The organism is Spiroplasma endosymbiont of Cantharis lateralis (assembly GCF_964030855.1).
Classification (GTDB): domain Bacteria; phylum Bacillota_I; class Bacilli_A; order Mycoplasmatales; family Mycoplasmataceae; genus Spiroplasma_A.
Map to the genome: position 1 here is coordinate 480,386 of NZ_CAXIQF010000008.1, position 16,017 is coordinate 496,402.

Annotated in this window: 12 protein-coding genes and 6 tRNA genes; all 18 read left to right on the plus strand. The window is 24.0% G+C overall.

Translation table 4 applies throughout. The features are described 5' to 3' along the window. The first annotated feature begins 36 nt into the window (after positions 1 to 36). The 18 genes from AAHM99_RS04500 to AAHM99_RS04585 all read left to right on the plus strand — a co-directional run bounded on the left by AAHM99_RS04500 (position 37) and on the right by AAHM99_RS04585 (position 15,781). On the plus strand, positions 37 to 369 hold the full coding sequence (locus AAHM99_RS04500; RefSeq protein WP_342275505.1) for a hypothetical protein: 333 nt from the start codon (positions 37 to 39) through the stop codon (positions 367 to 369). A gap of 383 nt (positions 370 to 752) precedes the next feature. Continuing rightward, positions 753 to 2,105, plus strand: coding sequence for a hypothetical protein (locus tag AAHM99_RS04505; RefSeq protein ID WP_342275506.1), 1,353 nt, complete (start codon positions 753 to 755; stop codon positions 2,103 to 2,105). Positions 2,106 to 2,313: 208 nt separating this feature from the next. After that, positions 2,314 to 3,732 (plus strand): hypothetical protein, encoded by a 1,419-nt coding sequence (locus AAHM99_RS04510; RefSeq protein WP_342275507.1) that lies wholly within the window; start codon positions 2,314 to 2,316, stop codon positions 3,730 to 3,732. A gap of 99 nt (positions 3,733 to 3,831) precedes the next feature. Further along, positions 3,832 to 6,585: a cation-translocating P-type ATPase gene (locus AAHM99_RS04515; protein WP_342275508.1), complete on the plus strand. Its 2,754-nt coding sequence runs from the start codon at positions 3,832 to 3,834 to the stop codon at positions 6,583 to 6,585. Positions 6,586 to 6,665: 80 nt separating this feature from the next. Then, complete coding sequence (locus AAHM99_RS04520; RefSeq protein ID WP_342275509.1) at positions 6,666 to 8,498, plus strand: ABC transporter ATP-binding protein; 1,833 nt, start codon at positions 6,666 to 6,668, stop codon at positions 8,496 to 8,498. 139 nt (positions 8,499 to 8,637) lie between these two features. Continuing rightward, positions 8,638 to 8,934 carry a transposase gene (locus tag AAHM99_RS04525; RefSeq protein ID WP_342274802.1) on the plus strand — a complete coding sequence of 99 codons (297 nt, stop codon included), beginning with the start codon at positions 8,638 to 8,640 and terminating at the stop codon, positions 8,932 to 8,934. Between the two features lie 278 nt (positions 8,935 to 9,212). After that, positions 9,213 to 9,776 (plus strand): DDE-type integrase/transposase/recombinase, encoded by a 564-nt coding sequence (locus AAHM99_RS04530; protein WP_342275510.1) that lies wholly within the window; start codon positions 9,213 to 9,215, stop codon positions 9,774 to 9,776. A 114-nt stretch (positions 9,777 to 9,890) separates the two neighbouring features. Then, positions 9,891 to 9,966, plus strand: a tRNA-Asn gene (locus tag AAHM99_RS04535). A gap of 7 nt (positions 9,967 to 9,973) precedes the next feature. Then, positions 9,974 to 10,049: transfer RNA gene (locus AAHM99_RS04540), tRNA-Glu, on the plus strand. A gap of 19 nt (positions 10,050 to 10,068) precedes the next feature. Continuing rightward, positions 10,069 to 10,144, plus strand: a tRNA-Val gene (locus tag AAHM99_RS04545). Positions 10,145 to 10,154: 10 nt separating this feature from the next. Further along, positions 10,155 to 10,230, plus strand: a tRNA-Thr gene (locus tag AAHM99_RS04550). A 79-nt stretch (positions 10,231 to 10,309) separates the two neighbouring features. Then, positions 10,310 to 10,684, plus strand: coding sequence for a hypothetical protein (locus AAHM99_RS04555; RefSeq protein WP_342275511.1), 375 nt, complete (start codon positions 10,310 to 10,312; stop codon positions 10,682 to 10,684). A 63-nt stretch (positions 10,685 to 10,747) separates the two neighbouring features. Continuing rightward, positions 10,748 to 10,823, plus strand: a tRNA-Lys gene (locus tag AAHM99_RS04560). A gap of 5 nt (positions 10,824 to 10,828) precedes the next feature. Next, positions 10,829 to 10,913: transfer RNA gene (locus AAHM99_RS04565), tRNA-Leu, on the plus strand. Positions 10,914 to 11,546: 633 nt separating this feature from the next. Beyond that, a complete protein-coding gene (locus AAHM99_RS04570; protein ID WP_342275512.1) occupies positions 11,547 to 12,413 on the plus strand; it encodes a hypothetical protein in 867 nt (288 codons plus the stop codon). A gap of 528 nt (positions 12,414 to 12,941) precedes the next feature. Further along, positions 12,942 to 13,778 carry a DNA-methyltransferase gene (locus AAHM99_RS04575; RefSeq protein ID WP_425288809.1) on the plus strand — a complete coding sequence of 279 codons (837 nt, stop codon included), beginning with the start codon at positions 12,942 to 12,944 and terminating at the stop codon, positions 13,776 to 13,778. Then, complete coding sequence (locus tag AAHM99_RS04580) at positions 13,771 to 14,538, plus strand: DNA-methyltransferase (RefSeq protein WP_342275514.1); 768 nt, start codon at positions 13,771 to 13,773, stop codon at positions 14,536 to 14,538. Before AAHM99_RS04575 ends, AAHM99_RS04580 begins: the two co-directional genes overlap by 8 nt. Before the next feature lies 1 nt (position 14,539). Next, entirely contained in the window at positions 14,540 to 15,781 is a 1,242-nt protein-coding gene (locus tag AAHM99_RS04585) for a hypothetical protein (RefSeq protein ID WP_342275515.1), read from the plus strand. Positions 15,782 to 16,017: the final 236 nt, after the last annotated feature.

Sequence of the window (16,017 nt, forward strand, 5' to 3'; positions counted from 1 at the left end):
TAAAAAATAATAAGGAAAATGTTGATTTTTATAAAGATGGAGAGATATATATTAAAGGGAATGAAATTTGATGAGTATCTTGAAATTGAAAATAAACAACGTAATATTTATTTAATTTTGAGAGGCTGACTATACTCAAAATGCTTAATTTTAGAAGAACAAATTAATTCTTTTAATATAAAAGAATCTAAGATGGATTATTTAAAGAAAACCTCTTATGAAGTTAAAGCAGGGAATGATAGAAACTATGATAAACTTGAGTTAGGTTTTTTGAAAAAGTCACCATTATATGATCTTAGTTTTGATACTGTAGAGGGTTATCAAGAGGAATATAGATTTCCGCTAATTATTAATTTAGAAGAAGTATAAAATTATTATTTTTTTAAAAATAAAGGAAAGATAAGAGTATTTAATGTGAAAAGTTTTTTTATAAGGGAAATAAAAAATTTCAGTCTATGACTTAAATTAATTTTAATTTTAATTATTTATATTTTTATAGTTAATTTAATCAAGTTAGCATTTATTTTATTAAACAATGAAAATTATAATGAAAATTATAATTTTTTGATTACAAAAAAATTTTATTAAACTACTCAATGTTTTTTATCTTGCTTTTTATTATACCATTAATTTCCTTTGATATATTAAAGTTTAATAAAAATTTAGTGTTGCAATATGAGTAATAAGCGATTATGTCCCTACATATTAACAAGCGACTTTGTCCTCCTTTATAATCAATAAATGGAGGTTTTATGAAAGGACTACTATTAAATACCATGAAACAAGAACAACTAAGATTAATTAAACAATTATCTTTAAGAAAAGACTCTATTAAAAATACAGCCTTTAAATTAGGTTATAGTGTTAGACACACAAGAAGAAAACTTAAAGAATATCAAGAAATTGGAGCAAAAGCTTTTATTCATAAAAATACAAATAAAATACCTATAAATAAAATTTCACAGTTATTTAAAGATGAAATAATTGAACTATTTCAAACAAAGTATTATGACTTTAGTATTAAACATTATTGAGAACTAACTTGAAAAAAGAAAATAAGTTACTCTGCAATTAGGCACATATTAATAGAAGAAAATATTTTAATTGAGACTCTTAACAGAAAAACAAAAAAAGATATTCGTAAAAATTTAAAGGCCGGAAACCAAGAAAATTTAACAAGCGAGTATCTTTCAAAATCAATTATAACAAGCAAACCCCATCCTACGCAAAAGAAAATTGTAAAATTTGGAGAGATATTTGAAACTGATGCTTCAAATCATCAGTGAATTAAAAATTTAAAATGTCATTTGCATATTGTAATTGATAAAGCTAGTAAAAGAATTTTGGCAGGCTATTTCAGCGAACAAGAAACTACTGAAAGTTATTATAATATCTATAAAAAAGCCTTTAAACATTATGGTTTACCAAAATTAAATGTTAGTGATAATCGAAATGTTTTTAGTAGTAAAAATAATCGTGATCACTTTGGTGATAGTGTTTCAAATACACAATTACAATTTATTTTTCACTCTTTAGGAGTAAATACAAAAACAACTTCAATTCCCCAAGAAAAAGCATTAGTTGAAAGAACTTTTGGAACATTACAAAGAAGATGACCTCAAATAATTAGACTCTTAGATTTAAAAAATATTGATCAGTTAAATGATTATTTACCCTATCTTATTCAAGAATACAATCAAGATTTTTCAATACCTTTAGACCAATTAGAATCAGTAACTAGAAAGTTTGATCAAGATGAAGATATTGTTTTCTCTTATCGAAGTGAAAGAATTATTGATAATGGTCATAGTATTAGTTTTAAAAAAGATAAGTGATTTATATGTAAGGGTTATACTCCAATTTACTTTAAACCAAAATTAAAAGTAATGATTATGGAAACAATAAATAAAAAACATTATGCATTAATTGGAAATGACATTTACAATCTTATTCAAGTTGAAGATGAACGCTTACATGGAAATATTAAAACACTATCTAATGAAGAATTTAAAACTACTAAAGTACCCAAAATTGACTCTCCTTGGAAAGCAACTAACTGATATTTTTTTGATAGAAAAAGAAAAAATACAAGATCTATTTATTAGATAAATCTTGTATTTTGGGACATAATCGCTTATTATCTACATAAAGTTTAATAAAAATTCAGTGTTGCAAAGTATTGCTAATAAGAAATTATTAACAATATTGCTTACATCACTGATTACTACATTAAAATTTTCTTTTTATATCTTTTTATACTCATGTATATTTTTTATAACAAATTTGTGGTGATTAAATAATAAATTGGACTTTATGGCAATTGTTTTATTTCAAACCGCTTTAATCTTAATGCTAACCATTTTGGTTCATTTAATATGTTATTTAATATTTACTTATAAAAATATTATTATGCAATTATTTTTAAGCTTTATACTATGCATTAATATAGCTATTTTATTATTTGCTCAATTAACTTTAAGCAATAATGAAGTTGTAAAGTTAAAATATACTAATAGTTTTAATCAAATTGAAGAAAAGCAAATAACAGCAGAAGAATTAGTTAATTTTTCATATATGACAAATAATAATTTATATTATGATATTCCATACTTAGAAGCTAATAAATGAAATCAAGAGGAGATATTTAATTTATATAGTGACTTTTTAAAAATCTCATGTGATTCTAAAGTTAATGTATTCATTAAAGAGGAAAAATTAAAAGCAACCTGTGAAGTAAACGAAGAAAAGATCGCAAAAGAAATGGCTTCTAAAGAGGGTATTAATTTAATTTGGATTAATTCAATTAATAATAAAGAAAGTAGTTTAAAATTTAAATTTATTTTTGATTCAATTTTAGAAGAAAATTGAAGAGATAAATTAGAAATTATTAAATTATCTTTAAAATCTAATTATAAAATTCGCAATGAGCATTTATTAACCTATGATTTTATAAATGGGATTTACTTCACAAATAACGGAATTAATTTCTATGGAGATTCGAAAGAGGAATATGAAACACTAGAAGTTTTTTTAAAAATGCTATTCTATTATTATTTAATTAATTATTCAAATAATCCAACAGAGACTGATCCAATAACTAACATTTTATATCTTAGAGTATTTGAGAATTTTTTAAATACATCTATTTTTTCAAAATATGAATTTTGAAATATTTATGATGATTTTTCATGGAATAAGGGTTTTTTAGAAGGAAGTATATTTGAAAGTCATAGAAAATATTATATGTATGATTTTATTGAAGTCTATTTAACTAATTGTTTTTTTCTAAATCTCTTCAATATTAATATGAGATTAGAAAATATTAAAAGCATAAATTCAAATTTAAATAAAATGATTAAAAAAGATTATCTAAATTTTTCTAAAAGCATTGAATATTTATACTACGAGATGTTTCCTAATCAATATAATCTTGATTTGCCAGCAGTTTTAAATTTACAAAATTTATCTTTAAAAAAAATAAATAAAATAAATTTTGAGCAAGATTTAAAAGAAAATATAAAAATTAATGGATTTAAAAAAAGTAGTTATTATTTGGCTTTTATACTTTTTATCATACTTATTTTTCTTATATTTGTATTTATTAAGACATTTAAACTGTTTAATCAAAATTATGAGGTTAATATTTTTAGCTCACCAACAGTTTATAATTATAAAAAAAATAGAGTAAAAACAAAGAAATATTCAAAGTGAAAGGCAAGAACCAGAGGTTAAATTATATAAATATTTAAAAAAAATCTACTTATATTTGACTTATATATTTAAAGTAGTAAGATTTAAATATTGAGATTTTAAAAATCTTTGAGGTGCATAATGAATATAAATGAAAATAATAAAGAGATAGCAGACTCCAAAAATGTCGCTGTAAGCGACGATTGGTATAAACTATCAAACAAAAAAATATGTAGTATATTAGAAACAAATCCGCAAACAGGATTATCAAATCATGAAGCTAAATTAAGATTAGAAAAATATGGTAAAAATAATCTTCCTAAAAGCAAAAAACCTAATTGATTTATAATTTTTTTAAAGAGCTTTTTAGACCCTTTAAGTTTAATAATGATTTTATCTGGTTTAGCTTCTGGTTTAGTATCTGCAATTTCACAAAAAATTGAAACAGTTGATATAACAGGTTTAGTTATTATTGCAATAATTGTTTTAACTAACTCTATTATAGCAACAATACAAGAGGTTAAATCTCTAAATCAAGTATCTAATTTGAATGAAAATAAACAATTTGCAATTGTTTTAAGAAACTCAAAAAAAATTGAAATTAATATTGAAGAACTTGTCCCAGGAGATATTATTTTTGTTAATTCTGGAGGATTTGTTCCAGCAGATACAAGAATCATTGATAATCAATTGCTTAGAATAGATGAATCAGCTTTAACTGGAGAAAATGAACCTGTTAAAAAGATTTCTGATTCTATTAAAGATAAAAATCTAATGTTAGGAGATCAAAAAAACATAGCTTTTATGTCTACATTGGTTATTGAAGGTAAAATGATGGGTGTTATTTTTGGAACAGGTAAGGAGTCTGAAATTGGAAAAATTGCAAATAAGATTACTTCTCATAAACCTGAAAAAACACCACTAGAAAAGAAAGTAACTTTATTAACTGCAATTATTGGTCTAACATCAATTATATTAGGATTAATTTTATTTTTAACAGCATGATTTTTAAGAGATTCAATCCATCCTTCTTCGGGAGGAAGAGCAGACATAAAAAATCTTTTATTAGTTGCAGTTTCAGCTGCAATATCTTTAATCCCAGAATCACTGACAATTATTGTAAAAATTTGTTTAATGGTGGCTACTAAAAAAATGGCCAGAAAAAATGTTATTATAAAGAATTCTAAATCAATTGAAACTTTAGGAAATGTTAATGTAATTTGTTCAGATAAAACAGGAACACTAACTCAAAATAAGATGACAGTAGATAAAATTTTTATTGATTTTTGTGAAAAAGATTTAAATGATTTTGATAAAACAAAACATAAAGAGTTAATAAATTGTATATCATTGTGTAGTGATGCAATTGTAGAAAAAGAAAAAATTGGAAGTGCAACTGAAATAGCAACAATTGAATTTATAAAAAAATTTGATATTGATTATATTAAAGTTAGAAAAAATAATGAAAGAATCGATGAAATTCCTTTTGACTCAAAAAGAAAATTAATGACTACTTTAAATTATGTTGATAAAAAAGAAGTAATTTATGTAAAAGGGGCAGTTGACTATCTTTCAAATATTTGTACAAATAAACTTGTCAATGGTAAAGTAACTCCCTTAACAGAAAAAGATAGAAATATTTTAAATGAGCAGCTGTACAAGTTTGCTAAAAGTGGATTAAGAGTTTTAGGTTTTTCTCAAAAAGAGTATAAAAATTCTAAAGATACTTATGAAAGTAATTTAACTTTTTTAGGTTGTGTGGCAATTATTGATCCACCAAGAGAGGAAGTTAAAAAATCAGTTGAAGAAGCTAAAAAAGGTGGTATTCGTGTAATTATGATCACAGGAGACCACAAAATAACTGCTTTTGAAATAGCATCAAGATTAGGAATCGCAGATGAAATATTTGATGGAGTTTTAACAGGTCAAGATATTAATGAGTTATCTAGAGATGAATTAAAAGAAAGATTGCAAAAAACCAATGTTTTTGCAAGAGTAAATCCTGAACATAAGGCATTAATTGTGGATTTACTTCAAGAAGATAAAAATATTGTTGCAATGACAGGAGATGGTGTTAATGATGCACCAAGTCTAGTTAAAGCTGATGTTGGTATATCAATGGGAATTACAGGTACAGAAGTTGCTAAAAGTGTAAGTGATGTTATCTTAGCAGATGATAATTTTAAAAGTATTATCTCTGGAGTTAACTCAGGAAGAAATGTTTATGAAAAAATTAAATATTCAATATCATTTCTACTTGCAGCAAATATTAGTCAAATAATTACACTATTGTTAATACTTGTAATAAATAAAGATATTGCTTTAAACTCAGTTAATATTTTATTTCATATCTTTATTATTGAAACTATTGTTGCAGTTCCTATTGGAATGCAAAAAGAAAGAAAAGGTGTTATGAAGAACCCACCGCCAACAAGTAAGCATGAAAGTTTACTAAAAGGAATTTGAGTTCAAATGTTTATAACAACATTCTTTAATACCTTATTTGCTGTTTTAAATTATCAAATTGCAGTTTGATGATTTGGTTATGGTAGTGAAAGTTCATTAGCATTTGGTAAGACAGGAGTTTATATAGCAATTATGTATTCACCAATATTTTACTCAATACTATATAATAATTTTTTCTTACCAATTAAATCAACAAAAAATATTAGTGATGTTGATAAATACCGACCAAATAAATGATTATTAATTTTAATGGGAGTAGCTTTTGTTGTGACAACCTTAACTTTAATTCCCGTAGGGATAATTAATGATTTTTTTGATTTTACAACAATAGGATTAAATCCAATATTGGCAATGATATTTTTTGTAAATTCATTATTGCCTACAATATTTATTTACTTTACATATAAATTAGTTTTTAAATGAATTTAGGTTGCTAAGAAAAGTTTATAGTATTCTTTTTACTATATAATAAGAGTTGTATTTAATATAAAGAAGGAAAAAATGGAATTATGGAAGATTTTGAATTACAAGTTGGTGGAGGTAAGTTTCTTAAAACTTTAATCTACTACTTTATAAAAGAATGAAAATTATCATTAGTAATGCTGGCTCATTGTATAATTATTGTTATATTAGCTTTACTTTTACCAATACTAACATTTCAAATGACAGGAGCTATTGGATTAAAAAATGATCCAGAAAAAGTAGTTCAGGGAACAAATATTATTACAAAAATATGAACTGAAGATTGGCTGTTATTAGTCTATATTTCTATAGCAGTTGTTCTTATTTATTGTGTTTTTTCTTATGTATATGATTATTTGGCATTTATATTGGGAAGAAGAATAGAAATTAGTTTAAGAAATAGATGTTTAGAAAACTTAGTAAGACAAGATATTTCTTATTACTCAGATAAAAAAATTGGAGAAATATTAACAAAAATTGTTTCAGATACTCAAATCGTAGGAGATCAAGCTGTTCAAGTACCATTGCAATTTGGACTATCATTTTTCGAAATTATTGGTGCAGCAATTTTAATGTATATATTAAGTTGACAATTAGCAACAGTTACTGTGATCACTTTTGCAATAATAATGGCTTTAATGATGATTTGTTTCTTTGCAACAAGAAAAAAAGTAATTAAAGTAAGGGAAAGTATTACAGAAATAAATGGTAATGTAACTGATAGAATTGCAACTGTAAGATTAATTAAATCAAGTGGAACAGAAAATTATGAAACAGAAAGATTTAAAGAAGTTCACAAAGATTTCTATAAAAAATCAAAAAAAGTTGGTACAAGACTTGCACTTATGTTAACAATTATGTGAGGTGGAATATTTGTGCTTCAATTTTCAACAGTTGTAAGTGCTATGCTAATTTATGGTAATGCTGATAAAAATGTCTCAAAAGAGTTCTTTGGGACTACATTTGCATCATATAATTTAGCTCAAGGCCTAATGATAGGACCACTATTTAATATAATGGCAGCTTTATTTGGACTAGCTCAAGCTTCTGTTGCTTCACAAAGAGTTGATGATACTATCCATGCTAAATCAATTATGGATTCTCATTACTTTGATGGTGAAATTGTTAAGGAAGTTAAAGGTGATATTCAATTTAAAGATTTAGAATTTGAATATCCTGAAAAACCAGGAAAAATTATTTTACCTAAATTTAGTTTTACTTTCGAAGAAGGAAAATCTTATGCTTTCGTTGGTGAAACTGGAAGTGGTAAGTCAACAATGGCAAAATTACTTTTAAGATTTTATGACCCCTCAAAAGGTAAAATTCTAATTAATGGTAAAACAAATTTAAAAGATGTAAATTTAGCAAGTTATTTAAGACATGTTGGATATGTAGAACAAGATCCTCAAATCCTTTATGGTGATGTATTTGAAAATGTAAAGTATGGTTCATTTGATGCAACAGATGAAGAAGTAATTGAAGCATGTAAAAAGGCAGAATTACATGAGTTAGTTATGACTTGACCAGGAGGCTATGAAACTATTTTAGGAGAGCGTGGTTTCTTATTAAGTGGTGGTCAAAAACAAAGATTAATTATTGCAAGAATGTTCTTAAAAAATCCACAAGTTTTAATACTTGATGAAGCAACTTCTGCATTGGATAATATTGTAGAAAAAGAGATTCAAGCAAAATTAGACTTATTGATGAAGGGCAGAACAACTGTTACTATTGCGCATAGATTGAGCACTATAAAAAATGCTAATGAAATCATTGTTTTAGGTGGTAATGGAGCTGGGATAGTTCAAAGAGGTAAGTTTAATGAGTTAAGAGATCAACCAGGACATTTCCAAAAACTTTATAAGGCAGGATTAATTGAATAATATTAAAAACAAATAACTTTATTTGTTTTTTTATTTTTATAAAAAAGCATTTTTTTGTAGTGTAACCTTTTTTCGGACACATTTTAAAAATATTTTATATATTGATATAAAATATTTGTGAACGAAGAGAGGTTTTATTTTGACTAAGTATTCAATCAATCAAAAAATTGAATTAGTATTAAATTTTTACAAATCTAATTTGTTATTAGCACAGTATTCAAAAGCAGTAGGAATTGATAAATCAAGATTGAAAAACTGAATAAAAATTTATGACGAAAATGGAAGAAGTGGATTTAAAAAATCCTTTAAAGCCAATAATGAGGAGATTATAAATTTAAAAAGAGAGCTTAAAAAATCAAAAAGAGAGAGTGAAGACTTAAAATTAAGAGATGAAATGTTTAAAGAATTAAGAGAAATGATTGATAGAAAGAAGTAAATAAGCAAGAGTTAAATACATTTAAATCAAAAGTAGTTTATAACTTTACAATTAAATACCCAAATATTGCAATTAGAAGACTTTGTAGAATAATTGATTTAGCAAAAAGTACTTACTATGATTGATTATCAAAAGGTAAACCAAAAATTAAGGCAATTAATTGAGGTTTGGTTTTGAGAATTAATGATGTTTATAAAAATGAAGTTAAAATCTATGGTTCTAGAAGATTAATGAAGTATTTAGATCTAAATTGTAGTCATAAAAAAGTTTTGCGAATAATGAAGTTTTTAAAGTTAAAACCTAATAACTATAAAATACAAAAGAATAAATCAGTTACTCCAGAAAAAAATGGTAAGTATCCTAGATTATTTAAATATCAAACAGATTTGAAAAATTATGGAGATATTTTCTCTGTTGATATTACCGAGAAAATAATAGCAGGATGCAAACTATACACTTGCGCCTTTTATCATGTAAACACTAAAAAAGTTTATGGTTTGGTAACTAAAAATATTAAAGGTATGAAATTAGTATTAGAGTCATTTTTTAATATGGTTAATGAATTTGGAACATTTAAACCAAACTCAATTATTCACTCTGATAATGGCTCAGAATTTAAATCTTATCAATATCGCTTAGCTACAATGTGATTTGATTTTGGCTTAAGTATGTCTAGAATTGGTAGATCAACGGACAATGGATATATTGAAGGTTTTTGAAGTACTATTAAAAGAGAAGCGATCAAGGAAGGTTATAAATACAATGTTGTAAATGAATATATTTATAATTTGAAAATGTATCAATATTTTTATAATAATAATAGAGTTAGTTATAAAATATAGGTGTCCGAAAAAAAGGAAACAGTACAAAAAAGCATTTTTTTGTAAAAATTTAATAAAAAAGATTGATTTTAATAATATTAATATGCTATTATGAATAGGTAGAAATCTATCTATGGCTTTTTAGCTCAGTTGGTAGAGCAACCGGCTGTTAACCGGTTGGTCGCAGGTTCGAGTCCTGCAAAAGCCGCCATTTTGATGGCCTGTTGGTGAAGCGGTTAACACACACGGTTTTCATCCGTGCACACACGGGTTCGAACCCCGTACAGGCTACCATTTTTTTATATTTTTCTTTGGAGTGTTAGCTCAGTTGGGAGAGCTCCTGCCTTACAAGCAGGCGGTCGGCGGTTCGAGCCCGTCACACTCCACCATTTTTTTTATGCTGATGTGGCTCAATTGGCAGAGCAACTGACTTGTAATCAGTAGGTTGTAGGTTCAAGTCCTATCATCAGCACCATAAGGAAAATATCATCAACCATATTTGGTTGTTTTTTTATTCTGAAATATATGTATTATATTATTAGAGGAGCAAATGCATGAAAAAAAGCTTATCTTTAATTATTTATATTTTTTTAGCAATGTTTCTTTTAAATCAAATATTGGTAATCAGTTTTATTAAAAACATTTATTATAAACTTAATGATAAAAATTTAGATGATATAGTTTATATTATTGTAATTTTATCAATAGTATTTTTATTAATAATTGGTTGTATTGCTTTAGTATTTATTATTAGGAATACAATTAAATCCACTTTTGTGGGATCAATTATATTAATAATTTTGGGAAGTATATTATTCTTTACTATTATTTCTTTTACTTGAATATTTGGAATAATAAATATTATCTGTGGTCTGGGTTTTATTATTACTGGATCAATACATTTAAAAACAACAAGAGAATACTTATAATTTTTGCATTTAGTTATTTTATTAAAACAAAAAAAATGTTATTATAAATTTGTTATTTTAATCGTCTCGTTAGCTCAGTCGGTAGAGCAACTGGCTTTTAACCAGTGGGTCATAAGTTCAAGTCTTATACGGGACACCATTCATCCGGAATTGGCGGAATTGGCAGACGCACCAGACTTAGGATCTGGCGTGGTAACACGTGGGGGTTCAAGTCCCTTATTCCGGACCATAAAGAATTTTAAATCACTTGCCAGTGATTTTTTTTATTTTTGTGATAATTATTTAATTAAGAATAATATAAGTAATTTTTTTATAAACGTTTTATACATAATTTATTTTAATAAATATATAGTAAATAAAAAATAGATTAATTTCAAAAATTAAAAATAGACATATAAATTTCAAAAATAAATATTTTCTTATAGAGTTAAGAAAAAAACTTAAAAAATTATCAATAATGTTTGTTAGAATTAGTTTAGGAGTTAAATACATTTACTATTAAAAATGTTTTGTATATTTAATTAGCTTTTTAGTTATATAAACAAAATTTATATAGACTTTCTAACTCTGATCTTAGCCATTCTAATATTTGGTGCATTAGTACATAATGATTATTTTAAGTATTTTTATAATAATGATATTGATTATAAAATATAGTTATCATAAAAATTTAATTCAAGTTATTGAAATAATTAATTATATTTGACAATGAAATTAGTTTATAAAAGTTAAAGGGATTCTATAAATAAGTGACTTTAATATTTTTTAGAATATGATTAACATATTTTATTTTCTAAGTGTCTAAAAAATGGTTAATAAATTAAAAAATATACATTTAAATTTTTACAAAGGAGCTTCCATAATGATAAAAAATATTGAAAAAATTGAAATTCAGGAAATTAATGGTCATATTAAAGTTATTAATATTAATACTTTATCTATGAAAATTTTAAAGTTTAAGAAAACTAATTTAGATGAAGTTTTAGAAATTTTTAACTCTGACTTTCAAAGGTCAGGAGGCGTTTATCTTTTTAAGTGAGAAGATGAAAAAGGAAATTTGTGGTATTATATTGGAGAAACAGATAATTTTTTTAAAAGGTTTAATAATCATGAAAAAATTGCAAAAGCCAAAGATATTATAATGATACTCTCTACTGATATTTTAAATGCATTTGATTATTCAAAAAGAAAATATTTTGAATATTTGTTTATTGATAAACTTGACAAGCAAATATCCAATAGAATTTATTTAGAAAATAATAAAAGGAATACAGATTTGTCTAAAATTGAATCAATAGATACTTATACTATAAAATATTACTTTCAAACTATGCTTAGACTAATTTTAATATTAGACTCCAAATTTTTTCAATCAGATCAAGATGCTGAAATATATGAAAATGATAAATTTAATGATAGTAATGAAAAAATTAAAGTATTTATTAAATATAAAAATGAAGTAATTGAATGCTTTTTTAATAAAGTTAATCACTCAATTATTTTGAATAAAAATACACTAATATCAGACCCAAATCAAAATAAATATATCTCTAATGAAGTTTCTAAAAATTTAAAGACTATTAAAAAAGGGAATAAATTTTATTTAGAAAATGAATTAATTTTTAAAAATCCATCAGCTGCAGCAAACCTAATAACAGGTGTTAGCTCTAATGGATGAATTAAATTTTATTTAGAAAACTATGAAAAAATTGATATTTTTAGAAGTTAATAATTTAAACTTTAAAATCTAAGATCTAAAAAATATGGAAAAAATAGCATTATTAAATGTACATAATAATTTTTTCAGAAAATTATCTTATTTTTTGCAAAATAATAGAGTTATTGTAATAAAAATTATAGTTTATAAATTTATACTTTTCATACTGTATAAATTTAAGATTTTTTATTTAATAAAAAATAGTAGTTAGTTCCAACTAAAAATAATTCCAAAGCTTATTGTAATTAAATTATTATTTTTTAAGTAAGATATATTTTATAGAGATTTAAATTTTAAATCTTGTATAGATAGAAAAAAGTATCTATATATTATGAACTTTTAAGATTGGGTTAACTAAATTTATGTATAAAGAAATAAAATTATAACGTAAAATAAAAATTCTTATTCAGAAAATTCGTTAAGGAGCAGATTGACTTGAAATGATATAATATATTATAGGTTTAAAAAAATAATTCTAGTTATTGAAAATAAATTATGGAGGTAAATATGAATATAGTATTTTTTAATAGTAGTGAAAAAATGAAAAAAATAGAGAATAATAGCATAGACTTGATAATAACTTCACCTCCTTATTTTAATATTAAGGACTATTCTAAAGATGGTAAACAAGAAAAATCTCATTCTATATCTAATAATGATGATGTTGGGAATCTTGAGGTTTATGAAGAATATATTGAAAAAATGCTTATAGTTTGAAAAGAGTGTTATAGAGTATTAAAACCAAATGGAAAAATGTGCATTAATGTTCCATTGATGCCAATGCTAAAAAAGGAAATGAATTTAAATCATAATAGACATCTTTTTGATTTACAGAGTGATATACAAAATAGTATATTAAAAAACACTAAGTTTAACTTACTGGATTTATATATTTGAAGTAGAACAAATTCAACTAAAAAACTTATGTTTGGTAGCTATCCAATGCCAGGGAATTTTTATGCACAAAATACAAGTGAATTTGTTGCGATTTATGTAAAAGATGGAAAACCTATAAATGATCGATCTAATAAAATAAAGGAGTTAAGTGTTTTGACAAAAGAAGAATGACTTGAATTTACTAAACAAATTTGAAGTATCCCAATCCCTAATAAAGGGGATATTGCTTTTGGTAAGCATTCAGCTATTATGCCTGAAGAACTTGTTAGAAGATTAGTTAAGTTATTTTCTTTTGTAGGAGATATTGTTTTGGATCCATTTGCAGGATCTGGAACAACTCTCAAAGTCGCTTATGAGAATGGCAGAAAGTATGTAGGTTTTGAACTATACAGTCATTATAAAGAAGTTATAAATAAAAAAATTGAAGCTGCAAAGAAAAAAATAGATCCAAGGTATAAGGAATTTGTAAAAAATGAATAAGTTATTTAATGAAGATATAGAATTATTCTTTAAAAAAAGAGTTAAAAGTGAAACAATTGACTTAATAATTGCTGATCCTCCTTATAATGTTCTAGAAATAGAATGGGATATGTTTAAGTCAGAATTAGAGTATTTTACTTTTATGAAAAAGTGATTAATATATGCGTTTGATTCTTTAAAAGAAGGAGGGACATTATATTTATTTAATACTGCATATAATTCAGGTAAATTAATTTCTATTATAGAAAAAATTGGATATCATTTTATTGATTGAATAACTTGATATAAAAAGGATGGATTTACAGGGTCTAAAAAAAAGTATGTAAATAATCAAGAGACAATATTATTTTTTTCAAAAGGAAAAAATTGAAAATTTAATTATAATGAAATAAGAACTCCATATGTAGCTACAGAAAGATTAAAACATGCCGCTGAGAAAGGTATTTTAAAAAATGGAAAGAGATGATTTCCAAATGAAAAGGGAAAATTATGTACTAATGTTTGAGAGTTTTCTTCTGAGAGGCATAATACAAAAGTTAAAGGTAAAGTTATTAAAGGGTTTCACCCAACACCAAAACCTTCAAAATTAATAGAAAGAATAGTTTTAGCAAGTTCTGATAAAAATGATTTGGTTCTTGATTTATTCTCGGGTACTGGAACTACAACTTTTATATGTAAAAATCTTAATCGTAATAGTCTTGGGTGTGAATTAAATAAGGAATATTATGAATATGCAATCAAAAGAATAGGGGTAAAATAGTATGAATTTAAAATTAAGTTTAGGTGAAACTTATAAAAATATTAGAGATTTTTTAGAGTATAGAATTTTGGATAAAGACTATAGAGGAATACATGCATTACAACATAATAGATTAACTACATTAAAAATAAATGGTATTATAGATTCCTTTATGGAAATGAATATTGATTATATAGAACTCCCTAAAGGAGATGAATATATAGAGAAAAAAAATAAGGGATTTAAATTATTTGATTATCCTGATTATGAAAAATTTGTAAAATTAGTATCTGAAAGGAATAGTCAAGGAACAGCAAACTCAATTAAAAAAAATATACTAGTTGATCTTTCAAGACTTAATATTATAGATCGCTTAGATAAAAATTTTAAAAGAATTGATCCTTTTGTTAAAGGAGGAACAACTTATTTTTGTATTAGTGATGAAATTAAAAACTATATTTCTAAAGATAAATTGTTAAGCGAATTTGTAAGTAATAAAATTAAATTACTATTTGATGATCTAATTAAATGTATTTTTGATATATTAATGGAAGTCAATAAACTATATTTAAATGAATTTATGTTATTTGTGACCTGAAATGGAAAAAAATACAATAATAAAATATTAAGCTCAGAAGATATTCTTAATTTAATTAAAGAATATAGAACAATGTCACTTGGTCAAAAAAACTTTATTAATTTTGAAATTAAGAATTATGCAAATCCTAAGAATGAATGACAAAAAAATCTTAAGAAAAATAGCAAAAAGGATTATTCTAATTGAAAAAATGAATCACAGGAGATATTTAAAGCGCTTAAGGAATTTTCATTATTTCACTTAAATGAAAATGCAGATGAAATAAGCTTAAAGACTTTTAAAGATAAGAATGGCAAAATTTTTAAATTTACTAGATCTATTCAAGCAAAAAAAGAGTATTTTAAAAAACATAATGTAATAAAGGAATTAACTTTTGAGTTGGACCATATAATTCCATTTTCTTTAATAACGGATTATGAGAGCTATATGAGAATTGATAATTGGCAAAATATGATTTATATAGATGCTAATACACATAGTAAGAAAACAAAACAGGGAAATAAATATATGTTTCTTGAAAAAGAAGACAATAAAAATTTAAAAATGAGTTCATATGATGATGATAAATTGTTGTTAGAAAATTCTAAGAATATGTTAGTTAATGATGAGTTATTAGAAAAAATTGTAGCATATAATAAATTTTTAAGAGAAACTTATAATTTTTAAAAAATAAATATTATTTTAATTTAAATATTGCAATTTTTATTTATATTGTGTATATTCTTTTTTAAGAAAAGTTTGAGGAATTTATGAAAAATTTTAGTTCAAAAATAAAAAATAAAAAATTAAAATTTAGAGAGTTTTTTGTTTCTCAATCTTTTCAATTTTCTAAATTATTTATATTTAATTAGTCAACCATTTTAATGGTTGATTTTTTTTGTAAATATTTTAGTTTAAAAGGA